Annotated in this window: 17 protein-coding genes and 1 pseudogene; 14 read left to right on the top strand and 4 right to left on the bottom strand. The window is 61.1% G+C overall.

The features are described 5' to 3' along the window. Window positions 1–20 precede the first annotated feature (20 nt). Window positions 21–1,790 carry a proline--tRNA ligase gene (locus HMPREF2807_RS10535; RefSeq protein WP_049155419.1) on the top strand — a complete coding sequence of 590 codons (1,770 nt, stop codon included), beginning with the start codon at window positions 21–23 and terminating at the stop codon, window positions 1,788–1,790. A gap of 13 nt (window positions 1,791–1,803) precedes the next feature. Here HMPREF2807_RS10535 and HMPREF2807_RS10540 read toward each other — a convergent pair whose 3' ends face one another. Beyond that, window positions 1,804–2,643, bottom strand: a complete 840-nt coding sequence (locus tag HMPREF2807_RS10540) for a hypothetical protein (protein ID WP_070512668.1) — start codon at window positions 2,641–2,643, stop codon at window positions 1,804–1,806. A gap of 37 nt (window positions 2,644–2,680) precedes the next feature. Between HMPREF2807_RS10540 and rimP the strand changes: the two genes are divergently transcribed. The 9 genes from rimP to HMPREF2807_RS10585 all read left to right on the top strand — a co-directional run bounded on the left by rimP (window position 2,681) and on the right by HMPREF2807_RS10585 (window position 11,940). Next, complete coding sequence (gene rimP / locus HMPREF2807_RS10545; protein ID WP_070512671.1) at window positions 2,681–3,247, top strand: ribosome maturation factor RimP; 567 nt, start codon at window positions 2,681–2,683, stop codon at window positions 3,245–3,247. A gap of 3 nt (window positions 3,248–3,250) precedes the next feature. Then, complete coding sequence (nusA, locus tag HMPREF2807_RS10550; RefSeq protein ID WP_070512674.1) at window positions 3,251–4,267, top strand: transcription termination factor NusA; 1,017 nt, start codon at window positions 3,251–3,253, stop codon at window positions 4,265–4,267. A gap of 120 nt (window positions 4,268–4,387) precedes the next feature. Continuing rightward, window positions 4,388–4,723 carry a YlxR family protein gene (locus tag HMPREF2807_RS10555; protein ID WP_070512677.1) on the top strand — a complete coding sequence of 112 codons (336 nt, stop codon included), beginning with the start codon at window positions 4,388–4,390 and terminating at the stop codon, window positions 4,721–4,723. A 109-nt stretch (window positions 4,724–4,832) separates the two neighbouring features. Beyond that, window positions 4,833–7,550 (top strand): translation initiation factor IF-2, encoded by a 2,718-nt coding sequence (infB, locus tag HMPREF2807_RS10560; RefSeq protein ID WP_070512680.1) that lies wholly within the window; start codon window positions 4,833–4,835, stop codon window positions 7,548–7,550. A gap of 151 nt (window positions 7,551–7,701) precedes the next feature. Beyond that, window positions 7,702–8,145 carry a 30S ribosome-binding factor RbfA gene (rbfA, locus tag HMPREF2807_RS10565; protein ID WP_070512683.1) on the top strand — a complete coding sequence of 148 codons (444 nt, stop codon included), beginning with the start codon at window positions 7,702–7,704 and terminating at the stop codon, window positions 8,143–8,145. Continuing rightward, window positions 8,146–9,108 (top strand): DHH family phosphoesterase, encoded by a 963-nt coding sequence (locus HMPREF2807_RS10570; protein WP_046648081.1) that lies wholly within the window; start codon window positions 8,146–8,148, stop codon window positions 9,106–9,108. Next, entirely contained in the window at window positions 9,109–10,407 is a 1,299-nt protein-coding gene (locus HMPREF2807_RS10575; RefSeq protein WP_046648083.1) for an MATE family efflux transporter, read from the top strand. Window positions 10,408–10,451: 44 nt separating this feature from the next. Then, window positions 10,452–11,273: a metallophosphoesterase family protein gene (locus HMPREF2807_RS10580; RefSeq protein ID WP_046648084.1), complete on the top strand. Its 822-nt coding sequence runs from the start codon at window positions 10,452–10,454 to the stop codon at window positions 11,271–11,273. After that, window positions 11,266–11,940, top strand: coding sequence for a 4'-phosphopantetheinyl transferase family protein (locus HMPREF2807_RS10585; RefSeq protein ID WP_046648085.1), 675 nt, complete (start codon window positions 11,266–11,268; stop codon window positions 11,938–11,940). The genes HMPREF2807_RS10580 and HMPREF2807_RS10585 overlap by 8 nt, the downstream gene beginning before the upstream one ends. Before the next feature lie 9 nt (window positions 11,941–11,949). Here HMPREF2807_RS10585 and truB read toward each other — a convergent pair whose 3' ends face one another. Continuing rightward, window positions 11,950–12,843 (bottom strand): tRNA pseudouridine(55) synthase TruB, encoded by an 894-nt coding sequence (gene truB / locus HMPREF2807_RS10590; protein ID WP_070512686.1) that lies wholly within the window; start codon window positions 12,841–12,843, stop codon window positions 11,950–11,952. Between the two features lie 37 nt (window positions 12,844–12,880). Here truB and HMPREF2807_RS10595 point away from each other — a divergent pair, with 37 nt between their 5' ends. The 4 genes from HMPREF2807_RS10595 to HMPREF2807_RS10610 all read left to right on the top strand — a co-directional run bounded on the left by HMPREF2807_RS10595 (window position 12,881) and on the right by HMPREF2807_RS10610 (window position 17,538). Continuing rightward, entirely contained in the window at window positions 12,881–13,861 is a 981-nt protein-coding gene (locus HMPREF2807_RS10595; protein WP_046648087.1) for a bifunctional riboflavin kinase/FAD synthetase, read from the top strand. Then, window positions 13,862–14,779, top strand: a complete 918-nt coding sequence (locus HMPREF2807_RS10600) for a nucleoside hydrolase (protein WP_046648088.1) — start codon at window positions 13,862–13,864, stop codon at window positions 14,777–14,779. Window positions 14,780–14,857: 78 nt separating this feature from the next. Then, complete coding sequence (gene rpsO, locus HMPREF2807_RS10605; protein WP_046648089.1) at window positions 14,858–15,127, top strand: 30S ribosomal protein S15; 270 nt, start codon at window positions 14,858–14,860, stop codon at window positions 15,125–15,127. A 140-nt stretch (window positions 15,128–15,267) separates the two neighbouring features. Next, window positions 15,268–17,538, top strand: a complete 2,271-nt coding sequence (locus HMPREF2807_RS10610; protein ID WP_070512689.1) for a polyribonucleotide nucleotidyltransferase — start codon at window positions 15,268–15,270, stop codon at window positions 17,536–17,538. 106 nt (window positions 17,539–17,644) lie between these two features. Here the strand turns inward: HMPREF2807_RS10610 and HMPREF2807_RS10615 are convergent, their stop codons facing one another. Beyond that, the gene (locus HMPREF2807_RS10615) at window positions 17,645–18,247 is read right to left on the bottom strand and encodes an AMIN-like domain-containing (lipo)protein (protein WP_232751665.1); all 603 of its coding nucleotides are present in this window, start codon (window positions 18,245–18,247) and stop codon (window positions 17,645–17,647) included. A gap of 234 nt (window positions 18,248–18,481) precedes the next feature. Further along, window positions 18,482–18,706: pseudogene (locus HMPREF2807_RS14390) on the bottom strand (VOC family protein); the annotation flags it as partial. Window positions 18,707–19,003: the final 297 nt, after the last annotated feature.

The following is a 19,003-nucleotide window of genomic DNA, read 5'->3' on the forward strand; positions in this document are numbered from 1 at the left end:
GCGATGTAAACTGAGCAACCATGATTACACGTCTTTCTGAGCTTTTCCTCCGCACTCTTCGTGAGGATCCGGCTGATGCCGAAGTCCCCAGCCACAAGCTTCTCGTCCGCGCAGGTTATGTGCGCCGCGTTGCGCCGGGTGTGTACACCTGGCTGCCACTGGGGCTGCGCGCCATGCGCAAGATCGAAGACGTAATCCGTCAGGAGATGAACGCTATCGGCGGCCAAGAGATGCTGTTCCCGGCGCTGCTGCCGCGCGAGCCTTATGAGGAGTCGAACCGCTGGACGGAATACGGCGATAATCTGTTCCGTCTGAAGGACCGCAAGGGTGCGGACATGCTGCTGGGCCCGACCCACGAGGAGATGTTCACCACCGCGGTGAAGGATATGTACTCCTCCTACAAGGATTTCCCGGTCACGCTGTACCAGATCCAGACGAAGTACCGCGATGAGGAGCGCCCGCGCGCCGGCGTGCTGCGTGGCCGCGAGTTCACTATGAAGGACTCCTATTCCTTTGACATGACGGATGAGGGGCTCGATGAGTCCTATGCCCGCCACCGCAAGGCCTACCAGAACATCTTTGACCGCCTAGAGATCGATTACGCGATTTGCAAGGCCACCTCTGGTGCGATGGGCGGCTCGGCCTCCGAGGAGTTCTTGGCTGTGTCCGAGGTGGGCGAGGATACCTTTGTCCGCGCCACGGAGGGAGAGTACGCCGCCAACGTGGAGGCCGTGGTCACTCAGGCTCCGGAGGAAATCCCCTTCGACGGCCTGCCGGACGCGCAGGAGCATGAGACTCCGAAGTCCGAGACCATCGAAACGCTGGTGGAGTGGGCTAAGAGCGCCGGCATTACTGTCGCCGGCCGCGAGGTCACCGCAGCGGACACCCTCAAGTGCATGATGATCAAGGTGGCCGCCCCTGCGGCTACGGAGGAAGAGAAGGAATGGGAGCTCGCGGCTGTTCTTATTCCGGGTGACCGCGCGCTGGATGAAAAGCGCCTGGAGGCGTCTCTTGAACCGGCCGAGTTCGAGCTCGCCAGCGATGAGGACTTCAAGAAGACCGATTTCCTGGTCAAGGGCTACGTTGGGCCACGCGCCCTTAATGCCCACGACGTGAAGGTATATGCTGACCCGCGCGTGGTTTCTGGCACCTCCTGGATTACCGGTGCCGATGCCCCGCAGCGCCACGTCATCGGACTGGTGGCTGGCCGCGACTTCACCGTGGATGAGTTCATCGAGGCGGCCGAGGTTAAGGAAGGTGACCCAGCACCGAATGGTCAGGGCACTCTGACTCTGGAGCGCGGTATTGAGCTGGGCCACATCTTCCAGCTGGGCCGCAAGTACACCGAGGCTTTCGACGTTCAGATTCTGGATGAGAACGGCAAGCGCGCCGTGCCAACCATGGGTTCCTACGGCATCGGTGTTACGCGCATGCTCGCCGTGTTGGCGGAGCAGCGCCACGATGAGAAGGGCCTCAACTGGCCGGTGGCCGTGGCCCCGTACCAGGTGCACGTGGCCGTAGCGAACAAGGACGCCGCTGCCCTCGAGGCAGGGCAGAAGCTGGTGGAGGATCTGGACCGCGCGGGCGTGGAGGTGCTCTTCGACGATCGCCCGAAGGTTTCCCCGGGCGTGAAGTTCAAGGATGCTGAGCTTTTGGGTATGCCGTTCATTGCCATCTTGGGCCGCGCCTTTGCTGACGGCATCATTGAGCTGCGCATCCGCGGCGGCGAGACCCGTGAGGTCCCCGCCAACCAGATCGTGGAGACGCTCACCGAGCTCATCCGCGGTTAGCAGCTAGCAGAAGCTAGGCGGCGTGGAAGCGATGTGACTGCGCCGCAACCGCGATAAGCCAGCGCTGCCACGGGGCTGACGGTTCAGCTGAGATGGCCGCATCGGTCCACTTCAGCGTGTCGTTGCGTGCGGCCTCGTCGATGAATGCGCGCGCTGAGTCGGCGTCCGTCGGTAGGTTTCCTGCCGGTGAATCATAGGCCGGCGCGGCCTGCGGCACAGCGCCGAGCTTTTCTAATTGCCCTTGAAGCTGAAGGATTCTGTCCTCATGAGCGTGCAAAAGCTCATCAACGTGCGCCTCCTGGTCGGGGGACACATAGGAGCGCGCGAAATCGAGGGAATAGACCTGCTGGTACTCCCATTCCAAGAGAGTAGTTGCGGCATCGCGTTCCTGCTCGGTGAGTTCGGGGACTTCAGCAAGCTCATCATCGTTCCACGCTGCGAGCGCAATAGCTTGTGCTACTACAAGAGCGCGGGATTCCTCAGGAACGCTGCTGATGTTCTCTTCTGAGGAAGAGGAGGCGTCGTGAAGCACGGCGGCCACGTCAGCGGAATCGCGTGGGACAACCTCACGGTCGACTGCGCAAGAGCGAGGAGCATTTCCTTCCTCATCGCGGCCGCACAGGCGGTCGATTTCGTCATAAAGCTGCTCAGCCTGTTCCGCGCGCAGGGCCGCGGCATCCGCATCAAGCTCTTCCAATGTGAGAGCATCCGCGCTGGCGGCTTGAGCAAGCGACGCGAGGGAGGGATCCGCGTGGGGGCCAAAATAGTCCACGATCGCGTCGGTGGCTTGGCAGCCGCCCAACCAGGGGGCGGCGCAGACAAGGAGGGCGGGCACAACTACTCGGCGGTTCACGCGATAGACCCTACCCGTGTGACCTAGTCTAGAGCGCATGGCATTCCCAACACCCGCGCAACTGACCGAAATCCTGCAGCCTATTGCCGCCGCACGCGACCTCGACATCGAAGACGTCAAGACCACACGAGCTGGTAAAAAATCCCAGGTCATCATCCGTATCGATGGTGATGAGCGTCCGAGCTCCGATCTCATCGAGGAGCTCTCGCAGGAGGTTTCCGAGTTTTTTGATGCCCAGGAGGAAGCGGGCGCCCTCAACTTCGGCGCGGGCTACACCCTGGAGGTGTCGACCCCCGGCGTGGATTTTCCGCTCAGCGCCCCACGCCATTGGCGCCGCAACCAAGGAAGGCTTGTCGGCTATGCGCTGAGCGACGAGCCCGGCACCACCCGTGTCGCCAGAATCGGTGCTCTCTCCGCGGACCAAGAATCAGTGGCGCTCATCACGACCGTGAGAAAGGAGGTGCGCTATCAGGTCGAGCGATTGGAAAACGTGAGCCGTGCAGTGGTAGAAATTGAATTTGCTCAACCTTCAGCACAGGAGCTGGAGGCGGCAATGCAGACGTTCGACTTCGCCGAGCAGAACTCGGCAACCCGAGAGGACTAACAAGTGAATATTGATCTAGAGGCACTCCGCACGATTCAGCGCGAGCGAGGCGTCCCGGTGAAGGACCTGCTCGAGGCAATCGCGGGTGCCCTTTTGTATTCTTATCTGGATCACCGTGCCGAGTCCGCTGAGACGAAGGCAGAGGGGACAAAGTCCCGCGTGGATATCGACGCCGATACCGGCGCCGTTGCCGTCATCGTGACGGAAAGCGATCCGGAAACCGGAGAGGTCGTCAGCGAGTACGACGACACTCCGGATAACTTTGGGCGCGTCGGCGCTCAGGCTGTCCGTGATGCCATCTTGCGCAAGCTGCGCGAGAACGAAGCGGAGCGGACCTATGATTCCTATTCTGAACTGACCGGAACGGTTGTGTCGGGCGTCGTCCAGCGCGATATCCATGCGAACAAGCGCGGCGTCGTCGTGGTGCAGCTGGGTACCGAGCACGATTCGCAGGATGCTTTCCTGTTGCCGGCCGAGCAGCTGCCGGGAGAGAAGCTTGAGCACGGCGACCGCGTTAAGGCTTATGTCGTGGGTGTAAGCCGCAACGGGGCCAAGGTGCAGATCACGCTGTCGCGTACCCACCCAGAGCTGGTTCGCGGCCTGTTCGAGCTGGAGGTCCCAGAGGTGGCCGACGGTGCAGTAGAGATCATCGCCATTGCCCGCGAGGCAGGGCACCGCTCGAAGGTGTCCGTGCGCGGCCACGCCAAGGGCCTCAACGCCAAGGGTGCATGCATCGGCCCGAAGGGTTCCCGCGTCAGCAACGTGATGCGTGAGCTCGGCGGTGAGAAGATTGACATCATCGATCACAACGAAGACCCAGCCGTCTACGTGGGTAATGCTCTCGCCCCGTCGAAGGTCGTGCGCGTAGAAATCCTCGATGAAGAAGCACAGGTAGCCAAGGTAACCGTGCCGGATTACCAGCTCTCGCTCGCTATCGGCAAGGAGGGGCAGAACGCTCGCCTCGCAGCTCGCCTGACCGGATGGAAGATTGATATTCACTCCGATGCCGCTCGTGACTAGCTTTCCCACCAGCCTGCGGTGGGATTAAAGGTTTGGCCCATTTTCGCGTAGACTAGACAACGGCCCACGTGCAGGAATGCTGTGGCGTAGTGGTAGTGGTGATTCGACGTAAGGAGTGGGATGTCTCAGGGACAGCGACTCCGCACCTGTATCGCCACGCGTCACAAGCATCCCGACACGGAATTGCTCAGGGTTGTCGCCGATAGGGACGATCCCACAGGAAGCCGTGTTGTTCCGGATCCGCGCCGCCGCCTCCCCGGTAGGGGAGCGTGGATTAGGCCAGATCTGGAGGCAGTAGAGCTGGCGGAGCGAACCCGTGCCTTCAGGCGCGCGCTCCGATTGTCCACAGACGTGGACACAGGTCACGTACGTGAGTACCTCGCTGCTCGGCAGCAGGTGCAGTCGGCGGGCATTAGCCCGTTCGACCCAGAGTTAAAAAGGAAGACCGAACACTGATGAGCGCACAACCATGAAGCAGCATCAGCGATGAAAGTCCATAGCCATTAACTAGGGGTCAAGCCGTATTCCGCGGCCTTGACTCCTAGAAAGATTAAAGAGGAGACAAGTGCCCGGAAAGCTACGTGTACACGAGTTGGCAAAGCAGCTCGGTGTAACCAGCAAGGAACTGCTCGCCACGCTGAAGGAACAAGGCGAGTTCGTCAAGACCGCATCCTCGACCATCGAACCGCCGGTGGTCAAGAAGATGCGCGCACATTATGAAGCTAAGGGTGGCAACGACAAGCCGGCGGAGAAAACCGCGCCGGCAGCCTCCCCGGCTTCTGCTGCCAAAAAGGCGGCAGAGAAGAAACCAGCAGAGAAGCAGCCGGCTACCGCCGCTAAGCCTGGTCCGAAGCCGGGGGCAGCGCCGAAGCCGGGTGCCGCTCCCAAGCCGGGCGGCGCCCCGAAGCCGGGAACTGCGCCTAAGCCGGGCGGTGCCCCGAAGCCGGGTGCACAGCGCAAGAATGCGGACAAGCCTGGCGAGCGCGCAGTTACACCGCGCTCCATGCCGAAGCCTGGTGGTACCCGTCGCGTCGCCAATAACCCGTTCTCCACGGGCGGATCGAGCGATCGCCCCAGCCCCGGACCACGTCCGGGCGGCAGCAAGGGGCAGCGCTCCGCCGGCAAGCCTGGTGATAACCGCGGTGGCAAGGGCGGAGCACGCCCGCAGGGTGATGGCAATCGCAGCGGCGGACGCCGCCCATCGCCGGCCATGATGCCTTCGCATCCGAACCCGGCCAGCATGCCGTCGAAGGCCGCAGGCAGCGGCGGTGGCGGTCGCGGCCGAGGTGGTCGTGGCGGCGGACCGGGCCAGGGTGGCCCAGGCCACGGTGGTTTCCGTGGCGGACGCGGCGGTCGCCGCGGTGGTACCGCTGGTGCATTCGGTCGCCCTGGTGGCGCACCGCGTCGCGGCAAGAAGTCGAAGCGTCAGAAGCGCCACGAGTTTGAAGAGCAGCAGAAGCATGAGGTAGGCGGCGTACGCCTGCCTGACGGCGGCGGCAAGGTAGTTCGCCTGCGCCGCGGTGCTTCCCTGGCTGACTTTGCCGAGAAGATCGGTGCGGATCCCGCAGCATTGGTTCAGGCACTGTTCAACCTCGGCGAGATGGTGACGGCTACGGCCTCCGTATCCGAGGACACCCTGCAGCTTTTGGGCTCGGAGATTAATTACGAGGTCCAGGTTGTCTCACCGGAAGACGAGGACCGTGAGCTGCTCGAGTCCTTCGACCTGCAGTTCGGTGAGGACGAGGGCGGCGAAGAAGCCCTTGAGAAGCGCCCGCCAGTCGTTACCGTGATGGGTCACGTTGACCACGGTAAGACCCGCCTTCTGGACACCATTCGTAAGACCAACGAAGGTGCGGGTGAGGCCGGTGGCATTACCCAGGGTATCGGTGCCTACCAGACCACGGTGAATCTCGAGGATGGCCCGCGTACCATCACCTTCCTGGATACACCGGGCCACGAGGCGTTTACCGCCATGCGTGCCCGTGGTGCCAAGTCCACCGACTTGGCCATCCTGGTGGTCGCCGCTGATGACGGCGTGATGCCGCAGACCATTGAGGCGATCAACCACGCCAAGGCAGCGGACATCCCGGTCGTCGTCGCGGTCAACAAGATTGATAAGCCGGAAGCTTCCCCGGATAAGATCCGTGGTCAGCTCACTGAGTACGGTCTGGTGCCGGAGGAATACGGCGGCGACACGATGTTCGTGGACATCTCCGCGAAGAACAACATCAACATCGACGAGTTGCTGGAGGCTGTCATCCTGACGGCGGACGCTGCACTCGAGCTCACCGCTAACCCGGATATGGATGCGCAGGGTTCTGCCATCGAGGCTCACCTCGACCGTGGCCGCGGTCCGGTGGCTACCGTCATCATTCAGCGCGGTACGCTGCGCATTGGTGATTCCATCGTGGTTGGCGATGCGCACGGACGTGTGCGTCGTATGCTCGATGAGTTTGGCAACGACGTGGAAGAGGCCGGCCCGTCCCGCCCGGTCCAGGTGCAGGGTCTCAACGGCGTGCCTGGTGCCGGCGACAACCTCTTGGTTGTCGAAGATGACCGCGTCGCTCGCCAGATTGCCGCACAGCGTGACGCGCGTAAGCGTTCTGCTCTGCAGGCCAAGGCCCGCAAGCGCGTCTCCCTCGAGGATCTGGATGCAGTGCTCAAGGAAACTTCGACGCTCAACCTCATCCTCAAGGGCGACAATGCCGGTTCCGTCGAAGCTCTGGAAGATGCCCTGCTGGACATCGAGGTCGACGACGAGGTTCAGCTCAACATCATCGACCGTGGCGTCGGTGCTGTGACGCAGACCAACGTCAGCCTGGCTGCGGCTTCCGACGCCGTCATCATCGCCTTCAACGTTCGCGCTGAAGGCAAGGCGACGGAGGAAGCGAATGCCGAGGGCGTTGACATCCGCTACTACACCGTGATTTACCGCGCCATTGAAGAGGTTGAGGCAGCTCTCAAGGGCATGCTCAAGCCCATCTACGAGGAGCGGGATACCGGTGCGGCGGAGATCCGCGCGCTGTTCAAGTCCTCCGCCGTCGGCACCATTGCCGGTTGTATGGTCACCGAGGGCAAGGTCAAGCGCAACGGCAAGGTTCGCCTCGTGCGCGACGGAAACGTCATCGTCTCCGATGCCAAGATCGAGTCCCTGCGCCATGAGAAGGATGACGCAAACGAGATCAACGCCGGCTACGAGTGCGGTATGGTCCTGTCCTACCCGGACATCCAGGTAGGCGATATCATCCAGGCCTACGAGGAAGTCGAGGTCCCCCGCGACTAATCACATCTGAGCTCTCCGCTCACTAAATGCGCTCAGATAACAAAGCCCAGCCAGGAAAGTTTCCTGGCTGGGCTTTAATCATTTCGGCCGAAAGGTGCAGAATCGGTATCCTAGACTAGTTGCCAGTACCCGTACGCAAAGGAGCTTCACCATGGTTGATCACGCACGCGCCGCGCGCATGGCAAAGCGCATTCAGACAATCGTTGCCAGCGCTATTGAACGCCAGATTAAGGATCGTCGCCTTGAGCTTGTGACCATCACGGATGCCCGCGTTACGGGTGACCTGCACGATGCCACCGTGTACTACACGGTGCGCGGCGCGGATATCGAATCCGAGCCGGATTACGATCAGGCTGCCGAGGCTCTCACGCGAGCTAAGGGGCAGTTGCGCAAGATCGTGGGCGACGAACTGTCGGTTCGCTTTACGCCGACGCTGTCCTTTGAGCTTGACACTGTCCCCGAGGCGTCCGCTCACATGGAGGATTTGCTCGCCCGCGCCCGTGCCCGCGCTGCGGAGTTGGCCAAGTTGAAGGAAGGCGCGCAGCCGGCTGGTGATGCGAATCCGTACAAGACCTCGGATAAGGAAGAGGACTAAGTGTCACGAACCAACTACGAAGCCGCAGTTGATGCGCTGGTGCAGGCCAGCAGTATTTGCATTATCACGCACTTGCGCCCAGACGCCGATGCTGTCGGCTCTGCGGCGGCCCTCACCTTGGCGCTGCGCCAGCGCGGGAAGCAGACCCGCACCGTGATCGGGCAGCGCCGCGATATTTCCGCCAACCTATTCTCCATTCCTACCGTGGACGAGATTGAGCTGGTGGATGAGCTTCCGCAGGGCTACGACCTTTATGTCACTGTGGACTGTGGCTCGATAGAACGGACAGGTTCGGTAGCGCAGGGGCTCGAGAAAATGGCCGCCGTCGGCCGCGTCCTATGTATCGATCACCATGCTTCTAACGACGGCTTCGGCGCCATCAACGTGGTGGATCCAGTGTGTGAGTCCACCACGGTGGTTCTGCTCGATATCCTGGATAGGCTTTCCATCCAGATCGATCGCGTCATCGCGCACTGCCTGTACGCGGGCCTTGTCACCGATACCGGTAACTTCCGCTGGGGCCGACCAGCCATGCATGATATCGCTGCGCGCCTGATGCTCTATGGGCTCGACACCAAGCAGATTGCGCTGGAACTCATGGACTCCAGCACGGCCGATGACCTGCAGATGATCGGACGTGTGCTCTCAGGCCTCAGAATTGAGGAAGCAGGGGAGCACCGCCTGGCGGTTCTCTTCGTGCCGCATGAGGAAGTCGCGTCTCATGCCGATTCCGCCATTGAGTCTTTTGTCGACTATGTCCGCGCATTGAAGGGCACTGACATTGGAGTGGTCTTCAAGGAACAGGCGCCCAATGTGTGGGCAGTATCTTTGCGTTCCTCTGCGGTCAACTGCGCCGAAGTGGCCCTCACCTTCGGCGGCGGTGGGCATGTTCCGGCTGCTGGCTATACCGCGCACGGAACGCCCGAGGAGGTTATCGCGCAGCTGGTAGGTGCGTTGTCCTAAATGGCTTCCGAGCAACCAGTCAAGGTTTCTGCCGCGGAGGTTTTCCGCCTCGCTGTGCCCGCTCTGGGCGTTCTCGCGGCGATGCCGCTTTATTTGCTCCTGGATACCGCGGTGGTGGGCCGGCTTGGAGCGGAGGATTTGGCCTCGCTGGGAGCTGCGGCCACGCTACATTCCGTGGTCACGACCCAGCTGACCTTCTTGTCTTATGGCACGACCGCGCGAGCCTCTCGTTTATTCGGTGCGGGTAAGCGGGAAGAGGCTGTGGCGGAGGGCGTGCAAGCAACGTGGGTTGCCGTGGGCGTGGGGTTGGTGCTCGCTATCATCATGTGGCTCTTTGCCGGCGTCTTTGCGCTGTGGTTGACTGGCAATCCAGATACGGCGCGGGGGACAGCACAGTGGCTGCGAATCGCGGCCGTCGCTATTCCTTTTACCCTCATCAACATGGCTGGCAACGGCTGGATGCGCGGTGTTCAAAACACCCGCAAGCCTCTCTACTTCACCCTTGCAGGTATGGTTCCTGGCGCCATCGCGGTGCCTATTTTCGTGCACTTCTGGGGTCTGCCGGGCTCAGCTCTGGCCACGGTGCTGGGCATGGGGATCATCGCGGCGTTCTTCGTGGCGGAGCTGCGCCGCGAGCATGCCGGTTCGTGGGAGGTCCGCTGGAGCGTTGTGCGTCGGCAGCTCGTGTTGGGGCGTGACCTCATCGTGCGTTCGTTGAGTTTCCAAGTGGCATTTTTGTCGGCGGCAGCGGTGGCCTCGCGTATCGGAACTGCCCAGTTGGCTGCGCATCAAATCATGATGCAGATGTGGAACTTCCTGTCCCTCGTTCTGGATTCCCTCGCTATCGCTGCCCAAGCATTGACCGGCGCGGCATTGGGGGCAGGGTCAGCGCGCTATGCCCGCACGGTGGGAACCAAGGTGACGCTCTACTCGACGTCTTTCTCCCTCGCGCTCGCAGCGGTACTAGGCCTCGGCGCCGGTGTCATTCCGCAGATTTTTACTACGAGCCCGGAGGTCCTCGAGGTCATTTCCGGCCCGTGGTGGGTTATGACTTTCCTCGTCATTATTGGCGGCGTCGTTTTCGCCCTAGACGGCGTTCTCCTAGGCGCTGGGGACGCAGCCTTCCTCCGCACGCTCACCCTCGCATCGGTGCTCTTGGGCTTCCTCCCCGGTGTCTGGTTGGCCCTGGTTTTCGGCACCGGCCTGACCGGGGTGTGGGGCGGAATCGCCGCGTTCATCCTCATCCGCATGGTGGGCGTGGTGTGGCGCTTCTACTCAATGCGGTGGGCGCAGGTTTAGCCCTGTGGTAAAAGTAGAGAGAATGTTTGTGTGAAGGAGGCGCTATGACCACGTTGTGGGCTGTCTCCGATCTCCACGCGGCGGTGCGAGTCAACGGGGACCGTATCGAGGAACTCGTTCCGCCGAATCCGAATGACTGGTTGATTGTGGCGGGCGATGTGGCCGAGCGCATTGACCTTGTCATCAACACCTTGGCGCGGCTGAAAAACCGCTACGCCACCGTGATCTGGGTGCCCGGCAATCACGAACTCTTTTCCCGCGGCCAGGACGCGTATCAGGGACGTGAAAAATACGATCGGCTCGTGGAGGGCTGCCGGGAGATTGGCGTGGTTACCCCAGAAGACCCTTTCCCGGTTTTTGGAGGGGTTACTGTCGTCCCGCTTTTTACGCTGTATGACTACAGTTTTCGTCCGCCGGGAACAACGGTAGAGCAGGCGCTCGCGAGCGCGAAGCAGAAGCAGATCATCATGACCGATGAATTTGCTATCGCCCCGTTCGTCGATGTCCGCGCGTGGTGCTGGGACCGCTTGGCGTATTCCATCAAGCGCCTATCACGGGTTGAGGGCGAGACCGTCCTGATCAATCACTGGCCACTGGTGCAGGAGCCAACCTTGTACCTGCGCTGGCCCGAGGTGGCGTTGTGGTGTGGAACCCGCCACACGCGTTCCTGGCCGCGGCGCTACAACGCCAAGGCGGTCATCTACGGTCACCTCCATATGCCTAACCGAGCCAACATTGATGGAGTAGACCACATTGAGGTGTCTTTGGGCTATCCGCGTGAGTGGCAAGCGCACGGACATCTCCAGCCGTGGCCATATCCGGTGCTGAGTATCGATGCGAAGACAGGGAGGGCAGAGCATGCTTGAGCCTTCCCTCTTCCCGGAGTCAGCGCGATATTGCTATGTGCGTACAGACGAGTCGATGACCGATCTGCTCAATTACAACCACCTATCCCCGGAGGAGCGCTCCGTGGTCTCCCAAGCCGTGGACGTGCGCAAGTCCGAATTTGGGGATGCACGCTGGTGTGCCCACCAAGCCTTGAAGGAGCTCAACTACACCGACAATGAGCCGATTCTGCGCGGCGAGCGAGGCATGCCGCTGTGGCCGGAGGGCTATACCGGATCGATGACGCACACCGAAGGCCTGCGTGCAGCGGTAGCAGCGCCAACCACCCACGTGCGCTCGATGGGGCTGGATGCCGAACCCGCGGAGCCTTTGCCGGAGCATGTGCTGACGATGATCGCTCGGCCGGGGGAGATGCCGCAGCTGGCTCAGTTACAAGCGGCGGGTATTTCCTGCCCGGACCGCCTGTTGTTCTGTGCCAAGGAGGCCACCTACAAGACCTGGTTTCCCATGACCCGGCGGTGGCTTGATTTTGACCAAGCGGAAATTGACCTGCGCCTAGACGGAACGCTCGTCTCTTACCTCTTGGCACGGCCGACTCCAGTGCCGTTTATTACGGGGCACTGGATCATCCGGGATGGCTATGTCATCGTTTCTGCTGCCGTTCCAGCGCTCAATTTTGACAGGTAAACCGGGTCACTAAAGCGTCGAGGGCCGCGCGACGAAAACCGTGGCTAAGCGCTTTCCTTTCTCCTTGACCAGGGCAATTGACCGTCCCTGCGGATCGACGGCCGCGTACGTGCCTTTCAGCCCACGCGGCTCCAGCCATTTGCCCATAGCCAGAGCCTGGGCCTCATCATCGGTGACTTCTAAAACCGGATAGCTGCGAGCGAGAGCCTCATCGAGACTCAGGGACAGCGTCGGGGAGTCCTCGAGAGCAGAGAGGGGGAGGGCGTCGTCAAGCGTGAAAGGGCCCACCTCCGTGCGGCGCAGCGCGGTAAGGTGCCCGCCGACGCCGAGGGCTTCACCCAGATCCCGAGCCAGCGAGCGGATGTAGGTTCCCGAAGAACACGCGACCGACACGTCTAAATCTACGAATTCGCCGCAGCGCCGCGTATCGAGGATATCGAAGCGGCTGACCGTTACTGGGCGCGCGGGGATCTCAACCTCTTCGCCTGCCCGCACCCTTTCGTGCGCGCGTTTACCATCGATCTTGATAGCGGAGACCGCTGCCGGCCGCTGCAGAATATCGCCGGTCAGCGCAGCAACCTCGTGCGCAATGGCAGAATCTTCCACACTGGTTGCCGGTTTGCCCCACGTAGCTTCACCTTCCGCATCGTCGGTGTGGGTAGCCATGCCGAGGCGAATCGTGGCGTCGTAGGCCTTGGTGGAGGCCACCATGTGCGCGAGGAACTTGGTGCCACGTTCGAGGCCTACAACGAGCACTCCCGTGGCCATCGGATCAAGCGTGCCCGCGTGGCCCACCTTGCGGGTGCGGAAGAAGCGGCGGAGTTTTCCCACGACGTCGTGCGAGGTCATGCCGGCGGGTTTGTCGACGACCACGAGGCCGGAACGTTCGAGCGGATCAGTCATGCCCTGCAGTCTAGGGCACCGGCCGCGGTGGGATAGCATGGTGGCCGTGGATATTTGGTACGGAATCAATAGCATCCCCGCTGACCTTGGTCCGACATCAGTGACGATTGGTGTCTTCGATGGCCTGCACCGCGGACACCAACAGTTGGTCACAAAGGCCGTCGAGCATGCGCGCACGCATGGCCAACGCCCAATGATGGTGACCTTTGATCCGCACCCAGTCTCCGTGTTCTTGCCGGAGCGCGCGCCGCTCTCCGTGATTACTTTTGAGCGCCGCATGCAGTTGGCGGAAGAGATGGGCATCGAGGCCGTGCTCGTCATCGACTTCACCGAGGAACTCCAGGGCGTCGAGCCGCGCGAGTACGTGACGGAACTCCTGGTGGGGCGTTTGCACACAGAACACGTCGTGGTGGGGGAGAACTTCACCTTCGGCGCAGGTGCATCCGGCACCGCGGAGGCGCTAGCGAAATTCGGTGCCGAATTCGGGTTCGACGTTGACATCGTGCCTTTGCTTGACGACGAGGGCGAGCGCATCTGCTCCACCAACATCCGCGCCGCTCTTGCTAAGGGCGATATTGCGCGCGCCAATTGGGCGCTGGGACGCCACTTTACGGTGACCGGGCCCGTTGTGCGCGGTGCAGGACGCGGCGGAAAGGAGCTTGGTTTCCCGACCGCCAACCAGTATTTCCCGGAATCCGTCGCCATCCCGGCCGATGGCGTCTACGCGGGCTGGTTCGTGGTTGAACCCACCGGCGCTCCACTCGAAGGCGACATGGAGCCCGGCGTTCCTTATCCAGCCGCTATCTCGGTGGGTACGAACCCCACCTTCGGCGACGAGGAGCGCTCTGTGGAGTCCTTCGTGCTGGACCGTGACGCAGACTTGTACGGGCACGAGGCCACCGTGCACTTTGTCGACCACGTGCGAGACATGGAGAAATTCAACTCCGTGGAGGAACTCCTGACGGCTATGGAGCGAGACGTTGCTCGAGTTCGTGAGATTCTGGCACGCGAGGCTTAAATGAAGATCATCCTCGACCTCGACACCGGAATCGACGATGCCCTCGCTCTCGCCTATGCCGTAGCGCACCCTGATCTCGAGTTGATCGGGGTCACCGGCACCTATGGCAATGTGCCGGTGGCGCTGGGCGTGCGTAACTCGCTGGCGTTGCTGGAGCTTCTCGACGCCGAGGATGTCCCCGTCTTCATTGGGCCGACACGCCTGGGCTTTAACGTTGCCCCCATTTCAGCGTTCATCCATGGCCGCAATGGACTTGGGGAAGTGCTTCTGCCTCCGCCGCGCCGCAAGGCATATGAGGATGCAGTGGGCTTTCTTATCCGTTCGGTCCGTGAGCATGGTGAGGATCTGGTGATTGTGCCGACGGGGCCGTCGACAAGCATCGCAGCTGCCATGCGTGAAGACCCGGACTTCGCCCGCAACGCCCGCATCGTCATGATGGGCGGGGCGCTGACCGTGCCCGGGAACGTCACGCCCTATGCCGAGGCCAATGTCTTCCAAGACCCGCAGGCTACGGACTATGTCTTCCGGCATGCTCGCGATCTCACCATGGTGGGGCTCGACGTCACGTTGCGCACGTTGCTCACCAGGGAGCACACACAACAGTGGCGGGGCACGCGCACCGGCCGCATCTACGCGGACATCGTGGACTACTACATCCGCGCCTACAAGACGACCTCGCCGCACCTTGGCGGTTGTGGGCTCCACGATCCTTTGGCGGTGGCCGTGGCAGCGGATCCCTCGCTGGTTACATGCCTAGATCTCAACCTGCGGTGTGAGGAGAACGGGCGCACTATTGGTGACCCGGAACGACTGGATAACCCCACCGCCCGTGTCGCCGTTGCGGTGGATGATGCGCGCTTCGTCGATGATTTGATGTCGAAGCTGGGCAGCCTCTATACTTCTACTTCGGCTTGCTGACTGCGGTCCACAGTAGTCACGGGCAGCGCCTCACGGCGCATCATTTCATGTGGACTGAAATACAATAGGAGATTTTCCATGGCTTTGAGCACCGAGAAGAAGGCTGAAATCCTCAAGGAGTACGGCCTGCACGAGACCGACACCGGCTCCCCGGAGGCACAGGTTGCCCTGCTGACCACCCGCATCAACAACCTGACCGAGCACCTCAAGGATCACAAGCACGATCACCACTCCCGCCGTGGTCTGCTGCTCATGGTTGGTCGCCGTCGTGGCCTGCTGAAGTACCTGGCCGCTAACGACGTTGACCGTTACCGCGACCTGATTTCTCGCCTGGGTCTGCGCCGCTAAGCGCTGAACTTTTCACCCCCGCACCTTGTGTGCGGGGGTTTTCTTATCTCATCTGCTAAAATCCTTGGACGTTGTCAGAAAACATCGAAGAAGAGGCGGCACCGAAGATCGCCATGACAGCTCCAAGGAGAGTTACATCCATGAGCGCTAAGAACGCTAAAAAGCAACCGAACAATTCCGTCGAGTTTCTTATCGACGACGATTACGGAATCACCGAGGCCATCGCCACCCTGGATAACGGCGATTTCGGCACTCGCACCATTCGTTTTGAGACAGGCCAGCTGGCTCGCCAGGCGGGTGGATCCGTGACCACCTACTTGGACGAGGACACCATGCTGCTGTCCACGACCACCGCTTCAAACCAGCCGCGCGAAGGCTTCGACTTCTTCCCGCTCACCGTGGACGTCGAGGAGCGCATGTATGCCGCAGGTAAGATTCCGGGCTCCTTCTTCCGCCGCGAGGGGCGTCCCTCTACTGAAGCGATTCTGGCGTGCCGCCTCATTGACCGCCCGCTGCGCCCGACCTTTGTCAAGGGTCTGCGCAACGAGGTTCAGGTCGTTGTCACGGTCCTCTCCATGGACCCGGAGGAGTACTACGATGTCGTTGCCATCAACGGCGCTTCCGCCTCCACTCAGCTCTCTGGACTGCCGGTATCCGGCCCGGTGGGCGGCGTGCGCATGGCACTGATTGCTGATGATAAGCACCCGAAGGGCCAGTGGGTGGCCTTCCCGAATAACGAGCAGCACGAGCATGCCCTCTTCGAGATGGTCGTTGCCGGCCGCATCGTGAAGAAGGGCCGCAAGGACGACGTAGCCATCATGATGGTCGAGGCCGGCGCTGGTGTGAACGTAGCCGAGCGCATCAAGGAAGGCGCACCGGCTCCGCAGGAGTCCACCGTGGCTGAGGGCTTGGAGGCTGCGAAGCCTTTCATCAAGTCCCTGTGTGAAGCGCAGGCAGGTCTGGCGGAGCGTGCAGCCAAGGAGACGCAGGAGTTCCCGCTCTTCCCGCCTTACGGTGATGATGTTTACGCGGCCGTTGAAAAGGCAGCCGCCAAGAAGCTGGAGAAGCTCCTCACCATCCCGGGCAAGCAGGACCGCGATGACGCCACTAACGAGTTCATGGAGCAGGTCGAGGCTAAGCTCGTCGAAGACTTTGACGACCTCGACGAAGCCGATGCATCCAAACAGATCCGCAACGCCTTCAACGCCGTGATGAAGGACATCGTGCGCACCAAGATCCTCACCGAGGGCTTCCGGATCGATGGCCGTGGTGTGACCGATATCCGTGACCTCGGCGTGGAGGTTGATCTGATCCCGCGTGCACACGGCTCCTCTCTCTTCGAGCGTGGCGAGACCCAGATCCTGGGTGTGACCACCCTGGACATGCTGAAGATGGAGCAGCAGATCGATTCTTTGACCCCAGTGGAGTCCAAGCGCTACATGCACCACTACAACTTCCCGCCGTACTCCACCGGCGAGACCGGCCGCGTAGGTTCCCCGAAGCGCCGCGAGATTGGTCACGGTGCGCTGGCTGAGCGCGCGTTGCTGCCGGTGATCCCGTCCCGTGAGGACTTCCCCTACGCCATTCGTCAGGTGTCTGAGGCCCTTGGTTCCAACGGTTCTACCTCCATGGGCTCCGTCTGTGCGTCCACCCTGTCCCTCTACAACGCGGGCGTTCCGCTGAAGGCCCCAGTGGCGGGTATCGCCATGGGCTTGGTTTCTGGTGAAGTTAACGGCAAGGAAAAGTTCGTGGCACTCACCGATATCCTCGGCGCTGAGGATGCCTTCGGCGATATGGACTTCAAGGTTGCCGGTACCTCCGAGTTCATCACCGCCCTGCAGCTGGACACCAAGCTGGATGGCATTCCATCGCACGTGCTTGCCGACGCCCTCGAGCAGGCCCGCGACGCCCGTGCCGCCATCCTCGACACGATGTCTGAGGTCATCGAGGGCCCAGACGAGATGTCTGGCCTGGCTCCGCGCATTACCTCGGTGACTATCCCGGTGAACAAGATTGGTGAGCTCATTGGCCCGAAGGGCAAGACCATCAACGCCATCACCGAGGAAACTGGCGCCGATGTCTCCATCGAGGAAGACGGCACCGTCTACATTTCGGCCGCTACGGGTGAAGCCGCTGACGCTGCCATCGACCGCGTGAACAGCATTGCTAACCCACAGCTGCCGAAGGTGGGTGAGCGCTTCCTCGGCACCGTAGTGAAGACCGTGGCTTTCGGTGCCTTCGTTTCCCTGACCCCGGGTCGCGACGGCCTTGTGCACATCTCGAAGCTGGGTGGCGACGAGCGCATTGAAAAGGTCGAAGACGTCGTCAACGTTGGAGATAAGATTCAGGTGGAAATCGCCGACATTGATAACCGCGGCAAGATCTCCCTGGTCCCTGTCGAGGAGGATTAATCTCCAGACTAGCTAGGACTGTTAGGACCTCCTAGAACCTCCTAGAACAAGGGCCCTGTAACCCAGGAATTAGCTGGGGACAGGGCCCTTATCGTTTCACCACACGTCAAACCTGGAAGTCGAGAACTAGGCGTTTGGGGTCCTCCAGGAAAATCACTGAGTACGGTGTCTTCTTCTGTAGTCCAATGATCAATTGGGTTTGTGCCTCGAATGAGGTCGTGTATACGACTTCGCTCACCACACCAGTACCGGGAGTAGTTCCTGGCTTCATATACCTTTCTTCGAGATCGGCTGTGGAAGGCCACGGAGTTCCTTCGATCCCCAGATTGAGAAAAGTGTTTCCCTTTACTTCGACTGGATGACCTGATGCCTGCTGACGAGGATCGTCGGTATAGGCGGTGAACCAGCCGGGCTCACCTTCTCCCTCGAGGTCAACCACCACCCGCGTGAAACCGTCGTGAGCGCCTACGCGCACGCCCGTCGGAATGAGGCCGCCCAACCGATCTGGCATGTGGTGTTGGTCATCAATCGCAGCCGTCCCCATACCCGCAAAGGCAGCAACATTGGCATCCTGTTGTGAGGGAGCATTCTGCGTGTCACTGGACGGCGGCTCCGGCCCATCGATAGCAGCGGAGCTAGACGGAATTTCACTGAACTGCGGTGTCGGAGTCGTGTCTGACCCACGCTCCGCGCATGCAGTGAGAGGCATTACGCATAGGGCGCTAACGGCTGCGATGATAGCGACGGAAGAAGGTAAGTGTGACATTCTTTATTCTCTATTTCTTGAGCTGTACCAGTTGGATGAGGTTGCCTACGGTGTCATCGAAGACGGCGATGATGGAGGGGCCGACGTCGGTCGGCACCATAGTGAAATGCACTCCCACTTTTCAGTGAGCTCGCTATATTCTCGCTCCACGTCTGCGGATAGGAACTGGGTGACAGGGACACCATCAGCCTTGAGTGCTGCTGCGTAGTCCTTGGCCGCGGAATGGGCCTTGGGCTCGAGCAGGAGCTCCATATCCCCTTGGCCTTCCGCATTGGTGACCGTGAGCCACCGAAAGTCTCCGTGGGTTACATCGTCCTTGACTCGAAAGCCGAGCGTATTGACATAGAAGTCGTGAGCGAGGGCAACATCATCGACGGGTACTGAGGCAATGTAGATCTGCATTCACTCCATCCTAACCGGCATGACTAAGTCCAGCCGGTCCCAATGGCAACAGTTGGGGCGAGCCTGACTGGGCTTCGGCAGTGCAGTCGTCGTCTGTGACGACGGTGGTTGTGTTCCTGGTTTCTTGGGTTCTTTCCTTTCTGCTGGATTGGTGTCGTCGTTTTATTCGACGGGGTGGGGTCAAGGTTTAGAAGGGGATGTCGTCGGTGCTGGCATCTGTGTCGGTGTTGTCCGCGTCCTCGGCTTCGGCTTGGGCTTGGGCTTGGGCTTGTTGTTGTGCGTAGTCGTCGAGTTCTT

This window comes from Corynebacterium sp. HMSC074A09, from assembly GCF_001811545.1.
Taxonomy (GTDB): Bacteria; Actinomycetota; Actinomycetes; order Mycobacteriales; family Mycobacteriaceae; genus Corynebacterium; species Corynebacterium hiratae.

Bases quoted from the DNA above. Each gene is read 5' to 3' on its own strand.
- HMPREF2807_RS10575 (WP_046648083.1), top strand. From the start codon at position 9,109: ATGGCTTCCGAGCAACCAGTCAAGGTTTCTGCCGCGGAGGTTTTCCGC.
- HMPREF2807_RS10615 (WP_232751665.1), bottom strand. From the start codon at position 18,247: ATGCCTCTCACTGCATGCGCGGAGCGTGGGTCAGACACGACTCCGACA.
- HMPREF2807_RS10580 (WP_046648084.1), top strand. From the start codon at position 10,452: ATGACCACGTTGTGGGCTGTCTCCGATCTCCACGCGGCGGTGCGAGTC.
- rpsO (WP_046648089.1), top strand. From the start codon at position 14,858: ATGGCTTTGAGCACCGAGAAGAAGGCTGAAATCCTCAAGGAGTACGGC.
- HMPREF2807_RS10555 (WP_070512677.1), top strand. From the start codon at position 4,388: ATGTCTCAGGGACAGCGACTCCGCACCTGTATCGCCACGCGTCACAAG.
- HMPREF2807_RS10535 (WP_049155419.1), top strand. From the start codon at position 21: ATGATTACACGTCTTTCTGAGCTTTTCCTCCGCACTCTTCGTGAGGAT.
- HMPREF2807_RS10600 (WP_046648088.1), top strand. From the start codon at position 13,862: ATGAAGATCATCCTCGACCTCGACACCGGAATCGACGATGCCCTCGCT.
- HMPREF2807_RS10610 (WP_070512689.1), top strand. From the start codon at position 15,268: ATGAGCGCTAAGAACGCTAAAAAGCAACCGAACAATTCCGTCGAGTTT.
- rbfA (WP_070512683.1), top strand. From the start codon at position 7,702: ATGGTTGATCACGCACGCGCCGCGCGCATGGCAAAGCGCATTCAGACA.
- HMPREF2807_RS10595 (WP_046648087.1), top strand. From the start codon at position 12,881: ATGGTGGCCGTGGATATTTGGTACGGAATCAATAGCATCCCCGCTGAC.
- rimP (WP_070512671.1), top strand. From the start codon at position 2,681: ATGGCATTCCCAACACCCGCGCAACTGACCGAAATCCTGCAGCCTATT.
- truB (WP_070512686.1), bottom strand. From the start codon at position 12,843: ATGACTGATCCGCTCGAACGTTCCGGCCTCGTGGTCGTCGACAAACCC.
- HMPREF2807_RS10585 (WP_046648085.1), top strand. From the start codon at position 11,266: ATGCTTGAGCCTTCCCTCTTCCCGGAGTCAGCGCGATATTGCTATGTG.